Source organism: Micromonospora sp. LOL_021, from assembly GCF_048060215.1.
Lineage (GTDB): Bacteria > Actinomycetota > Actinomycetes > Mycobacteriales > Micromonosporaceae > Micromonospora_E.
The window spans coordinates 44,577-62,057 of the sequence record NZ_JBHMIN010000034.1 but is presented as its reverse complement, the minus strand read 5'-3'; the positions used below and the strand labels follow the sequence as shown (position 1 = coordinate 62,057).

Here is a 17,481-nt window from a genome sequence, read left to right as displayed (position 1 = left end):
CAGATTTCAGACAACCGCCCGGGTACGGCCAATGGTTCGCCGCCGACACCGGACAGCCAGCGGTTGATCCACTTCGGCCGATCGACGCGACACGCCGTGCCGCTGTCTGCTGACGCGAAGTGGATCAAGCCGTAATCTGTCGGACCGGTCCCGTGGTGCGGTGCGCCCGGCAGGGATGCGGGCGGGCGTTACCGTCGGCCGGGTGTCCCGGATACGAGCGATCGGACGGCGAACTGTCGCCCAGCGGATGAGTACCGTTGCCGCTGTGCTCGGCTGGCTGCTCCTCTGCGTTCACAGCGGCTCGCTGTACCACAATGGCCAGTACTGGGGCATCTATCTCGGTGCCGCTCTCGTCGGCGGCAGTCTGGCGCTGGGACTGCTCGTCGTCCGGGCCATTCGCCTTCCGGCTTCGGTGCCGTCACGGGTCGCGTTCGTCGCTGTCGTACTGCTCGGCTGGGCGGTCTTCGTCGGGCTCGGCCCGGTCTATCTGCACCTCGCGGGTGAACGGACACCGGTCGTCGTGACCGACACCTGGCGCGGCAGTGAAACCGAACGGTACCGGCTGGCGCGGTTGGACACCGAAGCGGACCTCGGCTGGCAGTACCGGCACGACATCGGGGTACGCCGCGACGGTGACCAGTTGACCATGTGGGTGGACCCGCGCGGCTGGTACGGCCCACTACCGGCCGACCGCAGCGCAGGTCGCTGGGCGATGACGGTGGCGATGTTCGGCCTCCTGGTGGCCGTCACAACGATTTCCAGCTTTCATCTGCTCGCCCGCTGGACGGTGTCGCGTCGGCTCGTCTGTCGGCTCGTCTGCCGGAGCGGATATCCGGTTGCCGGCGGCTGAGACGATCATGCGGTGCCGCACCCTGCCGCCGAATTGCTCGCCGCCCTCGAACCGCTGACCCACCACGCCCGGATGACCGCCCTGGCCGGGCACACCCGCCGACTGGCCGCCACCGGGCACCTGCCCGCCGTGCTCGCCGAGCTGGCGGCCGGCGACTCCTACCAGCGGTTCCTCGGCCTCACCATGGCGGTGATCGTCGGCGACCAGGCGACGGTGCGCGCCGGCTTCGCCGACCCGGACCGGCGGTTGCGGGCGGTCGCGGTCACCGCGTACCTGCGCTCCGGCTGGGCGGACCCCGACGAGGCGGCGGCGCTGCTGCACGACGCCCCGTTCGACCTGCGGCGCACCGCGTACCGGACGCTGCGCGCCGCCCGCCGCGCCGACCTCGCCGACGCGCTGATCGACCCGGTCCGCGCCCGGTTCGGCGACACCGAGGCTGCGGTCCTGCTGCCGGCCTGCGGCCCGGAGACCGTCGCCCGGCTGCTGCCTCCGCTGTCGTACGCCGTCGCCGGCGGCACCGCGCTGGCCCGCCGGCACCCCACCGTGCTGCTCGACTTCGCCGACACGCAGCTCGCCGGCCGGTCCGGCGTCGCCCGCGAGACCTGGTGGTCCGAGTGGGGCCGTGCGGTGCTGCACACCGCGCAGCAGCATCCGACGCGGGTGTTCGACCTGCTGGAGCGGTACGCCCCGACGACCCGCCTGCCCGGCGAGCTGACCGCGTACGGCGTGCTGGCCGGTGCCGATCCGACGCGGACCCTGCGGCTGCTCACCGCCCCGGCCCGGGCCGGCTGGCTGCGCCGCCAGCCGTTGCCGTCCGGGTTGCTGTACCGGCTGCGCGACGCCGACCTGGCCGACCTGGTGCCGCTCGGGGTTCGGCTGCGCGGCACCGACCACACCTTCGCCCGGCTGCTCGCCGCGCTCGCCCCGGCCCGCCGGGGCGAACTGTACGACGCGGTGACGGCTCATGTGGACACCACCAAGCTGCTGCTGTCGGAGCAGCTGCTGGCCGTGCTGCCCCGTCGCTGGCGGCACCGGGAGGCCCGTCGGATGCTCCACGTCGACCGGGTCCGGGCCAGCGAGGACCTGACGCTGACGTACACCGCGTTCCTGCCCTGGGCCGAGGCCGAGTCGGCGCTGGTCGCGGCGGCCCGGCGCGCCGATGCCACCGCCCGGGGCACCGGCTACACGCTGCTGCTGGCCGCCGCCGGGCGCAGCGGTGACCCGGCGGCCGTCGTCGCCGCCGTCGAACAACTGCGCCGGCTGCGCAACGACCAGGATCCGGTACGCGCCCGCGCGTTCACCGCGTTGTCGCAGGTGGCCGGTCTGCTCACCCCGGCGATGGTGCCGGCGCTGACCGACGTCGTCACCCAGGCGGTGGCCGCCCGGGACACCTCGCCGGCCAGCCTGACCGCGATCGGTGGGCTGGCCGGGCAGGTGCTGCGCCGGCACGTGGCCGACCCGGCGCTGGTCGGCTGGGCGATGCAGACCTTCGACACGCTGTACGACGGCCGGCAGTTGCCGTTCCTCGGCCGACTCGACCAGGTGCTGCGCCGGGGTCAGGAGCACGACCTGTTCACCCGGATCGCGCCGTGGATCGAGGGCGCGGCGGCCCGGGACCGGTACGAGCCGCTGTTCGCCGTCGCCTGGTCGCTGGGCCGGCGGGCCTGGCGGCTGCCGCACCTGCAGCGGCTGCTGCGCAAGGCGATCCATCCTGGCGTGGTGTCGTCGGTGTTCCGCCGGGCGGTGACGCTGTGGCTGGCCGACCCGGCGACCCGGGCCGACCGGGTCGGCGAGGTCCTCGCCGTCGATGCGTCCACGGTAGAGATTCACGAGGTGTGGCAGACGATCTGCGCCCGCCGCACCGACCTGCTTGACGAAGTGTTCACCACGCCGCCCGGTAAGCGGGCCGGCAAGTTTCTGTCCGCCGGTGCCGGCTGGGTGCCCGGCCCGGCGCACCGGGTCGACCGGTGGCTGCCCCGCCACCAGCGGGCGTACGCCGACCTGTTGGCGTCGATCGCCGCCGACCGGAGCATGGCCAAACATCACCGGGTACGGGCGATCAGCTCCGTCGCCCCGGTGCCCGGTGCCGGCTGGGCGGTCGTCACCCGGTACCTCTACGCGGCGGACGTCACCCTCGCCGAGGCGGCGCTGGCCGCGCTGGCCTGGACCGACCGGCCGGACGAGGCGTTGCCAGTGCTGCTGCGGCACGTCGACGACGACCGGGCCCGCGTCGCCGTCTACGCGGCCGGCCGTACCGCCCGGCTCGTCGCACCGTCGACGCTGGTCGCCACCCTGACCGACGTCGCGCTCGGCGCCGGCAAGGTGACCAGCCGCAAGCAGTCGCTGCGGCTGCTCGCCCGGTACGGCCCACCGGAGGCGTTCGACGTGGTCACCGCGGCGTACCAGCGGGAGGACCAGCACCCCGACGTGCGGGCCGCCGCCGTCGCCGCCGCCCGGCAGCGACCCGACGTGCCGGCCAGTTGGACGATCCTGGCCGGGGCGGCCGGTACCGCTGACGCGGCTGGTACCGCTGGCCGCGTTGGTGTCGCTGACGTGGCCGACTCGCCGACACCGTCGCGGGCCGAGGTGACGGCGCTGCTGGACGCGCCGCCGTCGACCATCGCCGAGCCGGACCGCCCCCGGTACGCCGCCCTGGTCGTGGCCGCCACCGGCAACCCGGACCCGGAAGCGGCCCGGCTGGCCTGGATTGCGTTGCCGGCCTGGGCCCGCTGGGCACCCGAGTTGACCGGGTTGACCGTCGCCGCGCTGACCGACCTGGCCGACCCGTACCGGTGGGCGTCGGCGATGCGGGTGGTGACCCGGCTGCTCGACGAACCGGCGGCGGCAGCGGCAGCGGATGGATCGCCGTCGGCAGCTGATGGGTCGCCGCCGCCGGTCGACCGGTCGCCGCTGGTGGTCGGGGTTGACGCGCTGGCCCGGCTGGACCGGTCCGACGACCGGCCGGGCGACCCGGCGGGGGACCGGCCGGCCCGCCGCCGCCTCGACCGACTCGTCGACGCGACGGTGCGCTGGTGCCGCGACGCCGACCCGGACACCGACCGGGCGGCGGTGCGGGCCGCCGCGCGTACCCTCGTCGGGTTTGCCGATCTGATCCCACAGGCGGCCCGGCTGCTCGCCCACCTGGTGCCGCTGGCCGCACCGACCGCGACCCCGGTCGTGGCCGAGTTGGCCGCGCTCGCCGACCTGGTCGCCGACCGGCCGGTGCTGGCCGGTCGGCTCGCCGAGACGCTGACCGACGAGGTCCGCCGCGCCGACGGCAGTTGGGATCCGGCGGTGCTGACGACCGTTGCCGGGGCGCTGGCCGACCGGGGTGACCTGGCCGCCGGGCTGTTCGCGGTGGCGCTGGTCCGGGCCGGTGACCGGTACGGCTGGTCGCCGCCGTGGCGGTCGTCGCTGCACCGGCTGCGCCGCCATCCGGTGCCCGATGTCCGGTCGGCGGCTCTCGACATCGCGATGTCGTCCGGCTGAGCCCGACCGGGCGTTGACCTTGCACGACCACCTCACCATGATCAGCAAACCGGCAGGTCGGTGCCGGTGTGGTCGGAGAGGCGGTAGGTGCGCGTGCAGCGAACGGGACGATCACGGCCGTACGGAGGTAACGGGTCGGGCCGGTGGGTCCGGGCGGTGGCCGGGCTCGTCGCGGCCGTCGTCACGGTGACCGCCGTCGCCGGCTGCGGCGACGACGAACGGATGGCCGCCTTCGAGGAGGCGATCATGCCGATCGTCGTCGAGATCGCCAAGGAGTCGGTGGCGGCGCTGCCGGCGCCGTACCGGATCGTCGCCGAGGTCGGCATCTACGCCACCGAGGAGGCGGCCCGCGAGCAGGCGGCCGACCAGGACGCCACCTACCTGTTGATCAACCAGACGATCGACGGTACGCAGCGGGTCAGCGTCTTCCGCATCGACACCACCCGCAAGTTGCGGATCGACATGGACGGGCGGTTCGTCACCGAGATCGAACAGAACCGGATCACCATCACCGCCGACCCGACCGTCGACTCCACGCTCGTGATCACCGACGCGTTGGACAGCGAACCGGTGTACGCCGGTGACCGGCTCGTCTTCACCGGCGACGACCTGCACTACGACCTCGACACCGGGCGGTTCGGCGACCCGGAGCAGGATCCGCAGTTCGCCGCGGCGGTGGATCTGGTGGAGCCCCGGTTCGCCGGCACCTGGAGCTCGCTGACCGGCGGCCAGGCCGCGCTGCGTAACGGTGCACAGGCCGCAGACTGGGACGAAGGTACGCCGACCCTCGGCGGCTGCTCGTCACTGCCCGATTCGGCCTGGAACGACGAGGAGGTCGTCCAGGGCATGTTCAGCGGCAACCGGTGGCGGCGGCTGTTTCCGGTCTACTGCATCCGGACCAGCGACGGCCGGTACGGCACCCTCACCCAGCGCACGTCGGTCGACGGCGAGGAAGGCCCGCTGCAGTTGGAGTACGTGCTGTGGAAGAAGCCGGGCGACTGATCGGGGTCGGTGTCATCCCGTTTGCCCGGTCAAGGTCCGTCTGTTCGGTTCGGTGCGGCGTGGTGGGGTGACCGGGGCGCCCGGACGCGGGGAACATCGGCCGGTCGGGCGGCGTTGGATCCCGGCGTTGGACCGAGTAGGCGAGCGGCCCGGCTGATCTGCCTGTCGCCCGGTGCGGGCGTACGGCCGGGTCTGCGGCCCCGCCCGGTGCGGAATGCCGGGCACCCCCGGATGGTTGTATCCGGTGCGCCCGTGAGACCGCCCCCCGCCTGGACTGGCGGGTGCGCAGGTCGGAGGGCGTCAGTTAGATCGACTTCTGGTACGTGTTCTGTTCTGTCCCGTTCGTGACCGGTTATCGACCCGGTGGGTCCGGGTGTCCGGTTCATTCCCCTCGGAACGGAGATTCTGCTATGAACACGATCTTCCGTAAGTCTGTTGTGTCGGTTGCCGGTCTGCTGACCGCTGGTGGTGTGGTGGTGGCTCCGGCAGTGGCGGCGCAGGCCGCTGGTCCGGGTGCCGCCGGTGGTGGTGCGCGTGAGGTGGCGGTGCAGTACGAGGCGCAGCCGAATTTCTACTACTGCGGGCCGGCGGCGACGCGGATCGCGTTGACCGCCCAGGGTAAGGCCCCGTCGCAGGACGAGGTGGCGGACAAGCTGGGGACGACCGAGGCCGGTACCGATTCGGCGGAGGAGACGACCCGGGTGCTCAATGAGATGACCGGTGAGGCCGAGTACGAGACGACCGCGATCGGCGCGGACGCCGCCAAGCCGGAGCACGTGGAGAAGCTGCGGGCGGATGTGCGTGAGGCGGTGGACGACGACCGGGCCGTGGTGGCGAACATCATGGGTACGGCGACCGACGTCGACGGGGTGGCGCACTCGTACGAGGGTGGGCACTACCTGACGGTGACCGGTTACCGCGACGGTGGTGACACGGTGAAGATCGCTGACCCGTACTTCGAGGGCCAGGAGTACTGGATGGACCTCGACGCGCTGGCTGACTGGGTCGCCGCACGCGGCTACTCCTCCTGACCGGTGACAGGTGTACTGGCCGGGTCCCCTGCGCGGGGACCCGGCCAGCGGCGTTTGGCGTGCCTGACGTTGCATTTTTGTCGGTGGCAGGGTGTACTCTGAAGCAGAGGTTAGAACGGGTGTTCGATAACAGGTAGCTCTGCTGGTTGGGTCCGCCGGTCAGCAAGGGCACCACCGGAGTCGACACCCGTCCTGGCCGCCGGGAGGAGCGATTCGCGGCGCGAGTCCCGGCAGTGCGGCGCCGCGAGCCGCACGCCCCGGCACTGGACTTTCGCGGGTCCAGCGCCACCAGGCAGGACCGCTGCCCGCCGCCCCCGACCCCCGGGCGGCGGGCAGCGGACCCCGCCAGCATCGTCGGTGCGGATGCGGTGTGGGGAAGCATCCGCATCCGCACCGACGACGCCCCGCCGACGTCTTCCTCCGTGGGCGGGCACCCGAACAGGTGAAACGCGCGGAGGAGGATCCATGCCGACCACTTCGGCACCGGCTCATTCGGCACCGGCCCAGGCCACGACCGCAGTCTCGGCCCAGGCACCCACGGTGCCGGCGCACCTGCTGCCCAACCGCACCCCGGCCCAGTTGCTCGTCCTCGCCAGGCACGGGCTGACCGAAGCGGGCAACACCCGCCCCGACGGGCTGCGGTACGCGGCGGCCCACCTGTCCGCCCTGCGCGCCGCCGCCGCGATGCTCGCCGCCCGCGCCCGGCCCGCCCCGACCCGCCGCAACCGGGTCACCAGTGTCTGGGCCCTGCTGATGATGGTCGCTCCCGAGATGGCCGAGTGGGCCACCTTCTTCGCCGCCGGTGCCAGCAAACGGGCCGCCGCCGAAGCCGGCATCCCCCGGGTGGTCACCGCCCGGGAAGCCGACGACCTGCTGCGCGCCGCCGGGCAGTTCGTCTCCCTGGTCGAGGGCACCCTCGGGCTGGCCCACCAACCGGCTCTCGACCCGGCCCTCGACGGCCTGGCGGCTGCCTGACCAACCCCCGGTCCGCTGTCCGGGTGACCCACTGCCCGGTGACCCGTACCGGCGTGACTTCTGTTGCCGTCGGCACTCGTGGTGCCGGCGGCGACCACGCGCGCGCACCACCACCAAACACCACCACCAACACGTGAGCAAAGCATCGGGGAGAGAAGCAGGATGGCAGGGCGAATGGTGGCCGGCACGGCGGCGTTGTCCGTAGCCGCCGCCGGCTTGGTCCGCCCGGCCAGTGCGCTCGCCGGCGGTGCCGGCTCAGCGGCGACGGCCGGTATGCCGGACCCGGCCGGCCTGCCCGGCGCGACCGGCATCGACCGGGTGCTTCCCGTCCCGACCATGCTCACCGGCCTGCTACCTGGGCGAGGGCTGCGCCGTGGCTCCACCGTCAACGTGCTGCCCCACCGGTCGGCCCGGCTCGGTGCCACCTCGCTGCTGCTCGCCCTGCTCGCCGAGGCGTCCCGGGCCGGGCTGTGGTGCGCTGTCGTCGGGGTGCCGGCGCTGGGTGTGACCGCCGCCGCCGAGCTGGGCATCGTCCTGGACCGGCTGGCCCTGGTGCCCAACCCCGGACCGGACTGGCCGGCGGTGGTCGCCGCGCTGATCGACGGAGTGGACGTGGTGGTCGTCGCCGCCCCCGCCGCCGTGACAGCGCAGGTGACCGGCCGGCTCGCCGCCCGGGCCCGGCAGCGGGGCTGCGTGCTGGTGCCCTGCGGCCGGTGGGACGTGCCCGACGTCACCCTGCAGGTGGTGAACGGCCGCTGGGAAGGGCTCGGGCCGGGCCGGGGCCGGCTCCGCCGTCGGGAAATGGTCGTCTCCGCCCGGGGCAGGGGAGCGCTGACCCGGCCCCGGGAGATCCGGATCTGGTTGCCCGGTGGCCCGCCCCCGGCCGCCGCCGCGCCGACCGGCGGCATCACCCGCCGGGCCCGCCGCGCCGAGCTGACTTTGGTGCGGCGCGGATGAACATGGCCACCCCGGCCGGCTCGCCCACCCGGGCGCTGGTCGTCTGGTGCCCCGACTGGCCGGTGACCGCCGCCGAGATCATCGACGGCGTGCCGGCCACCGGGCCGGTCGCCGTGCTGCACGCCAACCGGGTGGTCGCCTGCACCGCGGCTGCCCGCACCGACGGCGTACACCCCGGGTTGCGCCGACGGGAGGCGCAGAGTCGCTGCCCGGGGCTCACCGTGCTCGACCACGACCCGGCCCGCGACGCCCGCGCGTTCGAGCCGGTCGTCGCCGCGATCGAACAGGTCGTCGCCGGGGTCGAGGTGCACCGCCCCGGGGCGTGCGCCGTCGCCGCCCGTGGCCCGGCCCGCTACTTCGGCGGCGAGGAGGCCGCCGCCGAGCAGATCGTCGAACACGTCGCGCAGGTCTGCGAAGTCGAAAGCCAGGTGGGTGTCGCCGACGGGTTCTTCGCCGCCGGGCTGGCCGCCCGTACCGGCCGGATCGTCCCGCCCGGCGACAGCCGCATGTTCCTGGCCGGGCTGCCGCTGCGGGTGCTCGGCCGACCCGACCTGGCCGGCCTGCTGCGCCGGCTCGGTCTGCGTACCCTCGGGGATTTCGCCGCGCTGCCGGCCCGCGACGTGCTCGCCCGGTTCGGCCCCGACGCGGCGCTGGCCCACCGGCTCGCCGCCGGGCGCGACGAACAGCCGTTCACCCCCCGACAACCGCCCCCCGAACTGTCCGTCACCGCCGACTACGACGAACCGCTCGACCGGGTCGACGCGGCCGCGTTCGCCGCCCGCGCCCTGGCCGAGCAGCTGCACGACCAGCTCAGCGGTTACGGACTGGCCTGCACCCGGGTCGGCATCGAAGCGGTCACCGCACACGGCCAGGAACTGCACCGCGTCTGGCGGCACGATGGCATGCTCACCGCCGCGGCGATCACCGACCGGCTGCGCTGGCAGCTCGACGGCTGGCTCACCGGCGCCGCCGCCCGCCGGCCGGGTGCCGGCACCGCCGCGGCACCGCCGGCACCCACCGCCGGGATCGTCCGGCTGCGGCTCGTCCCGGACGGGGTGCTCGCCCGGGTCGCCCTGCAGCCCGGCCTGTGGGGGGAGATCGGCGCGGAGGACGCCCGGGCGCGCCGGGCGTTGACCCGGGTGCAGGGGCTGCTCGGGCCGGACGCGGTGGTCACCGCCGTGCTCGGTGGCGGTCGGTCCCCGGTCGACCAGGTCCGACTGGTGCCGTGGGGCGACGAACGGGCGCCGGCCCGGCCCGAAGCGCCGCCGTGGCCCGGCCGGCTGCCGCCACCGGCCCCGGCGGTCGTGCTGCCCGCCCCGCTGCCGGCCGAGGTGTACGACGCGGCAGGCGAACCGGTCACCGTCAGCGCCCGGCTGGTGGTCAGCGCCGCGCCGGCCCGGGTCGCCGTTGGTACGGGCACCCCGGTCGACGTCACCGGCTGGGCCGGCCCGTGGCCGCTCGACGAACGCTGGTGGGCACCGGCCGAGGCGCGCCGCCGGGCCCGGTTCCAGGTCGCCCTCGCCGACGGCAGCGCCCTGCTGATCGCCCGCACCGACGGGCGCTGGGTAGTGGAGGCCGTCTATGACTGACGACCCGATCGTGGTCGACCCACTCGCGGTCGACGGCGACGGCGGCGACGCGCCGGGCTGGACCCGCAAGCGGGCACCGTACACACCGCCGCCGGCACTGGCCGCACCGTCGACCGCGTCGCTGGCCACTGCCGGGGGCGGGTTGGTCACCGCCGGGGGCGGGCCGGTCACGCCGTACGCCGAACTGCACTGCCACAGCAACTTCAGTTTCCTCGACGGGGCCAGCCACCCGGAGGAACTCGTCGAGGAGGCGGTCCGGCTGGGGCTGACCGCGCTGGCTGTCACCGACCACGACGGCTGCTACGGGGTGGTGCGCTTCGCCGAGGCGGCCGCCGCGTACGGGCTGCCGACCGTGTTCGGTGCCGAACTGACCCTCAGCGCCGTGGACGCCGCAGACCGGCGGGCGGCACCGCGCACCGGGGAGCCGGATCCGGCCGGGCGGCACCTGCTGGCGCTGGCCCGTGGCCCGGCCGGGTACGCCCGGCTGGCCCGCGTCATCTCCCGGGCGCAGCTGCGCGGCGGCGAGAAGGGCCGACCCGACTACGGCAGCCTGGAGCAGGTCGCCGCCGAGCTGCGCGACCACGTACTGGTGCTCACCGGCTGCCGCAAGGGGGCGGTGCCGGCGGCGCTGCGTACCGGCGGAGCAGCCGCCGCCGACGCGGAGCTGGACCGGCTGGTGGCGCTGTTCGGCGCGGACAGCGTCGCGGTCGAGCTGACCGACCACGGGCATCCGGACGACGGTGACCGCAACGACGCCCTCGCCGAGCTGGCCCGCACCCGGCGGCTGCCGACGGTGGCCAGCGGCAACGTGCACTACGCCGCGCCGGCCCGGCACCGGATGGCCGCCGTGCTGGCCGCGATCCGGGCCCGCCGTGGCCTGGACGACATCGACGGCTGGCTGCCCGCTGCCGGCGCCGCCCACCTGCGCTCCGGCACCGAGATGGCGGCCCGGTTCGCCGACTACCCGGGCGCGGTGGCCCGGGCCGCCGGCTACGGTGCCGAGCTGGCTTTCGACCTGCAGCTGGTCGCCCCCCGGCTGCCCGACCACCCGGTGCCGGCCGGGCACACCGAGATGAGCTGGCTGCGGGAGCTGACCTGGCGGGGCGCGCTGGACCGGTACGGCCCGCGCGAGGCCCACCCGGATGCGTACCGGCAGCTCGACCACGAACTCGACATGATCGAACGGCTGGACTTCCCCGGCTACTTCCTGGTCGTGCACGACATCGTGGCGTTCTGCCGCGAGCAGGACATCTACTGCCAGGGGCGGGGGTCGGCGGCCAACTCGGCGGTCTGCTACGCGCTGCGGATCACCAACGTCGACGCGGTCCGCCACCAGCTGCTGTTCGAGCGGTTCCTCGCTCCGGAACGCGACGGCCCGCCGGACATCGACGTCGACATCGAGTCCGGCCGCCGCGAGGAGGTCATCCAGTACGTGTACCGCCGCTACGGCCGGGAACACACCGCCCAGGTGGCCAACGTGATCTCGTACCGGCCCCGGTCGGCGGTGCGCGATGTGGCCCGCGCGTTCGGGTTCTCGCCCGGCCAGCAGGACGCCTGGAGCAAGCAGATCGACCACTACGGTGCGGTCGCGGCGGCCGGCGAGGACATTCCGGCGCAGGTGGTGGCGTACGCCGACGAGCTGCAGACCTTTCCCCGGCACCTGGGTGTGCACTCCGGCGGGATGGTGATCTGCGACCGGCCGGTGATCGAGGTGTGCCCGGTGGAGTGGGCCCGGATGCCGGGGCGCACCGTGCTGCAGTGGGACAAGGACGACTGCGCCAGCGTCGGCCTGGTCAAGTTCGACCTGCTCGGGTTGGGCATGCTGACCGCGCTGCACGACGCGCACGACCTGATCGGCTCCGAGCTGGACCTCGGCGCCATGTCGTTGGACGACCCCGAGGTGTACGCGATGCTGTGCCGGGCCGACTCGGTCGGGGTGTTCCAGGTGGAGAGCCGCGCGCAGATGGCCACCCTGCCCCGGCTGAAACCGACCTGCTTCTACGACCTGGTCGTCGAGGTGGCGTTGATCCGGCCCGGCCCGATCCAGGGTGGCTCGGTGCACCCGTACATCCGGCGGCGCAACGGCCAGGACCCGGTGACCTACCCGCATCCGCTGATGCGCAACGCGCTGGAGAAGACCCTCGGGGTGCCGCTGTTCCAGGAGCAGCTGATGCAGTTGGCGATCGACCTGGCCGGCTTCGACGCCGCCGGCGCCGACCAGCTGCGCCGGGCGATGGGGTCGAAACGGTCGGCGTCTCGGATGGCCGCGATCCGCGACCGGCTGTACGCCGGGATGGCCGGCCGGGGCATCACCGGTGAGCTGGCCGACGACATCTACCTGAAGCTGTCCGCGTTCGCCAGCTTCGGCTTCCCGGAGAGCCACGCGATGAGCTTTGCCTACCTGGTGTACGCCAGTGCCTGGCTCAAGCGTTACCACCCGGCGCCGTTCCTGGCCGCGCTGCTCAACGCCCAACCGATGGGGTTCTACTCGCCGCAGACCCTGGTCGACGACGCCCGCCGGCACGGGGTACGGGTGCACCGGCCGGACGTCAACGCCAGCGGTGCGGCGGCCACCCTGGTCGTCGACGCCCGCACTCGGTGGGGTGGCGCGCCGGGGGAGCCGCCGCACCAGTGGGGGGTCGGCGGCCCGCAGGTGCGCCTCGGCCTGTCGGCGGTCCGGAGCATCGGCGACGACCTGGCGCAGCGGATCGAGGCCGAGCGGGTTACGCACGGGCCGTACCGGGACATGCCGGACCTGGCCCGCCGGGTCGGGCTGACCGCCGCCCAGCTGGAGGCGCTGGCCACCGCCGACGCGTTCGCCTGTTTCGGGCTGACCCGTCGGCAGGCGCTGTGGGCGGCCGGGGCCGCCGCGCAGGAACGCGCCGACCGGCTGCCCGGTGTCGCCGTCGGGGTCGCCGCGCCGACCCTGCCCGGTCTGGACGAGGTCGACGCGCTGATGGCCGACGTGTGGGCCACCGGGCTGTCACCGGACACCCACCCGGTGCGGTTCGTCCGGGACCGGCTGGCCGCCGCCGGGACGGTGCCGATCGCCGCCCTGGGTCGGGTCGAGGCCGGCACCCGGGTCCGGGTCGGTGGCATCGTCACCCACCGGCAGCGCCCGGCGACCGCTGGTGGGGTGACGTTCGTGAACCTGGAGGACGAGACCGGGATGCTCAACGTGACCTGCTCACCCGGGCTGTGGCAGCGCTACCGGACGGTGGCCCGGTCCAGCGCCGCCCTGCTGGTGCGGGGCCGGCTGGAGAAGGCCGAAGGGGTGATCAACCTGGTCGCCGACCGGCTGGACGCGGTGACCACCCCGGTCAGTCCGACGTCCCGGGACTTCCGCTGATGCATAGCCGATGCCGCAGATCAGCTCGGCGACGGGCTGGGGGCCGACGGGCCGGGGGCAGGGGTGGTGTCGGGGCTCGGGTTCAGGGCCGGCAGCTGGAACGGGTTCCGCTCGGGACAGAACGGGTAGATGTACTGCACGTTCGGGTCGCGCAAGGTGACTCGGCCGCCCATACGCGAGAGGCTCTGCCCGACCCGCAGCTGCTCCAGACCTGGCAACTCACACCAGTTCGGGTAGCCGAGGAGGATCGGCTCGCCGTTCTCGTCGAACAGCCGGGCGCCTTCCACCAACTGTCCCTGACTGTCGTAGACGTACACGTCCAGCGGAGCCGGCAACGTGGGAGCGAGGTAGGCCGCGCCGCCGTTCGACTCCATCACGACGAGCGGACCTTCTGACGTTGATCCGAGGCCGAACAGGAAGTACGAGGCGAACCCAACGAGCGCCAGGGCGGTGGCGACAGTCACCACCAGCCGTGGCCGTCGGGTCGGTCGTAGTCCCCGGCGGCCGAGCCAGACCGAGCCGGTCACGGCCACGGTGAGAAGTAGCAGCCCGGCCGGGACGCTGCCACCGGGGGTGGGCAGCGGCGAGGAGATCCCTCCGAAGAGCAGGTGGGTGAGGAGCATCGCGGCGAGGTAGCCGCGCAGCACCCACCAGCCGGGGCGCAGCGACCGCAGGAACTCGCTGGCGGTGGCGTAGCCGAGGATCGGCCCGACCCGGCGGTCGACCCGGCCCAGCCGGTCGCGGGTGGCCCGCCAGGCGACACCGGCCCGCCGGCCGAGACCGACTGGCTCCGCCGGGGCGTCCAGTGCGGCGCTGGTACGCAGTTCGGCGGCGTACTCTGTCGGGTCGCCGAGCCGGTCGACCAGCGTGCCGTCGCCTTCGGCGAGCACCTCGGCGAGGTGCTCGGGCAGATCCTCCAGCAGTTCGTCGCGGACCGGGCCGGGTAGGTCGGCCAGCGCGGACCGGACCTGCTCGACGTAGTGCGTGATCTCAGCCTGCGTCGCGGCGTTCACGCCGCCACCCCCCGATCGTCAAGTAGGTTGTCCATCGTCGTGGCGAAGCTGCGCCAGGTCTTGCCGGAGCGGGTCAACTGGTCACGCCCGGCACCGTTGAGCGAGTAGTACTTGCGGTGCGGGCCCTCCTCGGACGGGACCACGTAGGTGGTGAGCAGACCGGCCTGGAACAGTCGGCGCAGCGTGCCGTACACCGAGGCGTCGCCGACCTCGGTCAGCCCGGCGGTGCGGAGCCGCCGCAGGATGTCGTAGCCGTAGCCGTCCTCGTGCTGCAGCACCGCGAGGACGGCCAGGTCGAGCACCCCTTTGAGAAGCTGGGTGGTATCCACGCTTCGCAGACTACTTCGCAATGCGATGTACCGTCAATCGCGCGATACCGCTCGACGACGAGCGCCCGCACCGGATCCGGGCCACCTCGGACCAGGCCGGGCCGCACCGGGCCGAGCGGGACCGGACCGGGCCGATAGGCTCGCGCGGGTGGAACTGACACACATCCCGGCCGGCCAGGCGGCCGGCCCGCGAACCGCCGTGGTCTGGTCCGTACTGCGTCACGAACTGGACCGGCAGCCTGACCGCAGGCTCACCGTGGTCGACGTCGGCGGCGGCACCGGTGGCTTCGCGGTGCCGTTGGCCGAGGCCGGACACCAGGTGACCGTGGTCGACGCCAGCCCCGACGCGCTGGCCGCGCTCACCCGCCGGGCCGCCGACGCCGGGGTCGCCGACCGGATCACCGCCGCCCAGGGTGACGGCGACGCGCTCGGTGAGCTGATCGCGCCGGCCAGCGCCGACCTGGTGCTCTGCCACGCGGTGCTGGAGGTGGTCGACGAGCCGGCCCGGGTGGTGGAGTCGCTGGCCACGGTGCTGCGCCCGGGCGGGGCGGCGAGCGTACTGGTCGCCAGTCGCGCCGCCGCGGTGCTGGCCCGCGCGGTCAACGGGCATCTCGACCTCGCCGCCGCACTGCTCGCCGACCCGCAGGGCGCCGCCGGCGCGCGGGACACGCTACGCCGCCGCTACGACGCCGACCGCGCCGTCGATCTGCTCGCCGCCGCCGGGCTGCGGGTCGAGCAGATCCACGGGGTACGCGTACTGTCCGACCTGCTGCCGGCGGCCGTCGCCGAGGGTGACCCGCAGGCCCTGCTCGCCCTGGAGCTCGCCGTCGCCGCCCAGCCGCCGTACCGGGACCTCGCCACCCAGCTGCACCTGTTCGCCCGGCGTCCGCTGTGACAGCGTCGGACCCGCCGGCTGCGGAGCTGCTGCGCCCGGTGCGTCCGGAGTACGGCGCGGCCAGCCTCGCCGACGTGCTGCCCAGCGTGCTGGCGGTGCTCGGGGTGCCCGGCGCGAGTGACGTACTCGGCCTCGCCGGGCCGCTCGCCGGGGTGCGGCGCGTCGTGGTGCTGCTGGTCGACGGGCTCGGCTGGCACCAGTTGCCGGCGGCTGGCGAGCACGCCCCGACGCTGGCCGCACTCTCCGCCGGCCGGTACGCGCGGCGGCTCACCACCGGCTTCCCGTCCACCACACCGACCAGTCTGGTCAGCTTCGGCACCGGTGCCGCGCCGGGGGCGCACGGGGTGCTCGGCTTCCGCAGCCTGGTGCCCGGCACCGACCGGGTGCTCAACCACGTCGACTGGCGCGACGACCCGGACCCGCGGCGGTGGCAGCCGGTGCCGACCCAGCTGGAACGGGCGGCGGCCGCCGGGGTGACGGTCACCGTGGTCAGCCGGCCCGAGTTCGCCGGCAGCGGGCTGACGGTCGCCGCCAACCGGGGCGGTGCGTACCGGGGCGCGGCCGACGCCGACGCCCTCGCCGCCGGGCTGCTCGACGCGGTCACCGCCGGCGACGCTCCGGTGCTGGTCTCCGGCTACCATCCCGACCTGGACCGGCACGGCCACCTGTCCGGGGTCGGTTCCCCGCCCTGGCGGGCCGCCGCCGCCGACCTGGACCGGCTGCTGGACCGGGTGCTGGCCAATCTGCCCCGGGACGCGGCGCTGCTGGTGACCGCCGACCACGGCCAGCTGAACGTGCCGGCCGACCCGCGACACCGGTTCGACCTGGACACCGACCCCCGGCTGCGGGCCGGCTTGCGGGTGGTCGCCGGTGAGCCCCGCGCCCGCTACCTGCACGCGGTGCCGGGTGCGGTGGGCGACGTCATCGCCGGGTGGCGGGCCGTCCTCGGCCCGGCGGCCCGGGTGGCCGAGCGGGACGAGCTGATCGCCGAAGGCTGGTTCGGCCCGGTGCCACCGGGGCATCTGGGTCGGATCGGTGACGTCGTGGTGATCTGTCAGCAACGGTACGTCGTGGTGGCCAGCAGGACCGACCCGGTCGGCTCCGGGCTGGTCGGCTTCCACGGTGGAGTGACCGAGGTCGAGATGGCCGTTCCGCTGCTGATCGCCACCGGCGCGGGTCGCGAGTGATTTGCCCGATTGGGTGTGCTATAGGAGTGAAACTCGCAGTGCGGTGGGCGAGAAAGATCGAGTTCCTGGTGTGACGAGGGCCGGGCAGCGGTGCACTGTCCGGTTGGGCGGCTACTCTGTTACCAGGTGATGACGTCCGCCGGACGGAAAATCAACCTAGGCGGTCCGTCGTCCGGCTTTCCGACCCGCGACCCCCCTCGTAGACTTGCGGGTAAGCAGCCGGTTGGCTGCCACGGTCTGTCGGTCCGACCGGGCTGACCAACGTGACCGGGGAGGAGTGCCGTGCCGCTCTCGGAGCACGAGCAGCGGCTGTTCGAGCAGATCGAGCGGTCGCTTGCCGAGGACCCCAAATTCGCCTCGGCCGTGCGCGCCAGCGACCCGCGTTTCCACACGCGGCGTCGCCTGCTCGTCGCTGCCGGTGTGATCATCATTGGCCTTGCCCTGGTCGTTTACGGCACAGTGAGCAAAGTGCCACTGCTCGGTGTGGCCGGCTTCGTGGTCATGCTCGGGGCGGCGGCGTTCGCCATGCAGTCCCAGCGCAGGTCGAACTCGCCCGACCTGCGGGTGGTCGGCGGGACCACGCGCCGGAAGACCCGCAGCGGGCGACGGTCATCGCTGATCGACCGGCTGGACGAACGCTGGCGCCAGCGGCCGGAGGGCCACCGCTGACCTAGCCAGCGGGCATCAGCCGGCCGGTCCGGCGTGACCGGGCGGCCGCGTCCTGCCCACCTACCGGCCCGCCACGCCGGGCAGCGGCGGTCGGCCACGGATCTCGTCGACTGACCGTGCTGCTTGACTGACCGTGCTGCGATCGA

At 74.0% G+C, this 17,481-nt stretch carries 13 protein-coding genes; 11 read left to right on the top strand and 2 right to left on the bottom strand.

The window, feature by feature from the left end; all coding sequences use genetic code 11:
* Positions 1 to 202 precede the first annotated feature (202 nt).
* The 8 genes from ACFHWT_RS21140 (at position 203) to ACFHWT_RS21105 (ending at position 13,242) form a co-directional block, all read left to right on the top strand.
* The gene (locus ACFHWT_RS21140; RefSeq protein ID WP_416596391.1) at positions 203 to 850 is read left to right on the top strand and encodes a hypothetical protein; all 648 of its coding nucleotides are present in this window, start codon (positions 203 to 205) and stop codon (positions 848 to 850) included.
* A 12-nt stretch (positions 851 to 862) separates the two neighbouring features.
* Positions 863 to 4,339: a hypothetical protein gene (locus ACFHWT_RS21135; RefSeq protein WP_416596390.1), complete on the top strand. Its 3,477-nt coding sequence runs from the start codon at positions 863 to 865 to the stop codon at positions 4,337 to 4,339.
* A gap of 156 nt (positions 4,340 to 4,495) precedes the next feature.
* Positions 4,496 to 5,341, top strand: a complete 846-nt coding sequence (locus ACFHWT_RS21130) for a hypothetical protein (RefSeq protein ID WP_416596389.1) — start codon at positions 4,496 to 4,498, stop codon at positions 5,339 to 5,341.
* A gap of 410 nt (positions 5,342 to 5,751) precedes the next feature.
* Complete coding sequence (locus tag ACFHWT_RS21125; protein ID WP_416596388.1) at positions 5,752 to 6,372, top strand: C39 family peptidase; 621 nt, start codon at positions 5,752 to 5,754, stop codon at positions 6,370 to 6,372.
* A gap of 465 nt (positions 6,373 to 6,837) precedes the next feature.
* The gene (locus ACFHWT_RS21120) at positions 6,838 to 7,347 is read left to right on the top strand and encodes an SAV_6107 family HEPN domain-containing protein (protein WP_416596387.1); all 510 of its coding nucleotides are present in this window, start codon (positions 6,838 to 6,840) and stop codon (positions 7,345 to 7,347) included.
* Between the two features lie 162 nt (positions 7,348 to 7,509).
* The gene (locus ACFHWT_RS21115; RefSeq protein WP_416596386.1) at positions 7,510 to 8,304 is read left to right on the top strand and encodes a hypothetical protein; all 795 of its coding nucleotides are present in this window, start codon (positions 7,510 to 7,512) and stop codon (positions 8,302 to 8,304) included.
* Positions 8,305 to 8,306: 2 nt separating this feature from the next.
* The gene (locus ACFHWT_RS21110) at positions 8,307 to 9,893 is read left to right on the top strand and encodes a DNA polymerase Y family protein (protein ID WP_416596406.1); all 1,587 of its coding nucleotides are present in this window, start codon (positions 8,307 to 8,309) and stop codon (positions 9,891 to 9,893) included.
* Entirely contained in the window at positions 9,886 to 13,242 is a 3,357-nt protein-coding gene (locus tag ACFHWT_RS21105) for an error-prone DNA polymerase (RefSeq protein WP_416596385.1), read from the top strand. Before ACFHWT_RS21110 ends, ACFHWT_RS21105 begins: the two co-directional genes overlap by 8 nt.
* A 20-nt stretch (positions 13,243 to 13,262) precedes the next feature.
* Here ACFHWT_RS21105 and ACFHWT_RS21100 read toward each other — a convergent pair whose 3' ends face one another.
* Complete coding sequence (locus ACFHWT_RS21100) at positions 13,263 to 14,255, bottom strand: HAAS signaling domain-containing protein (RefSeq protein ID WP_416596384.1); 993 nt, start codon at positions 14,253 to 14,255, stop codon at positions 13,263 to 13,265.
* Complete coding sequence (locus ACFHWT_RS21095; protein ID WP_123602621.1) at positions 14,252 to 14,584, bottom strand: PadR family transcriptional regulator; 333 nt, start codon at positions 14,582 to 14,584, stop codon at positions 14,252 to 14,254. Before ACFHWT_RS21095 ends, ACFHWT_RS21100 begins: the two co-directional genes overlap by 4 nt.
* A gap of 148 nt (positions 14,585 to 14,732) precedes the next feature.
* Here ACFHWT_RS21095 and ACFHWT_RS21090 point away from each other — a divergent pair, with 148 nt between their 5' ends.
* From ACFHWT_RS21090 to ACFHWT_RS21080, 3 genes are all read left to right on the top strand, one after another.
* Complete coding sequence (locus tag ACFHWT_RS21090) at positions 14,733 to 15,479, top strand: methyltransferase domain-containing protein (protein ID WP_416596383.1); 747 nt, start codon at positions 14,733 to 14,735, stop codon at positions 15,477 to 15,479.
* Positions 15,476 to 16,666, top strand: a complete 1,191-nt coding sequence (locus ACFHWT_RS21085) for an alkaline phosphatase family protein (protein ID WP_416596382.1) — start codon at positions 15,476 to 15,478, stop codon at positions 16,664 to 16,666. The genes ACFHWT_RS21090 and ACFHWT_RS21085 overlap by 4 nt, the downstream gene beginning before the upstream one ends.
* A gap of 282 nt (positions 16,667 to 16,948) precedes the next feature.
* On the top strand, positions 16,949 to 17,335 hold the full coding sequence (locus ACFHWT_RS21080; protein WP_416596381.1) for a DUF3040 domain-containing protein: 387 nt from the start codon (positions 16,949 to 16,951) through the stop codon (positions 17,333 to 17,335).
* Positions 17,336 to 17,481: the final 146 nt, after the last annotated feature.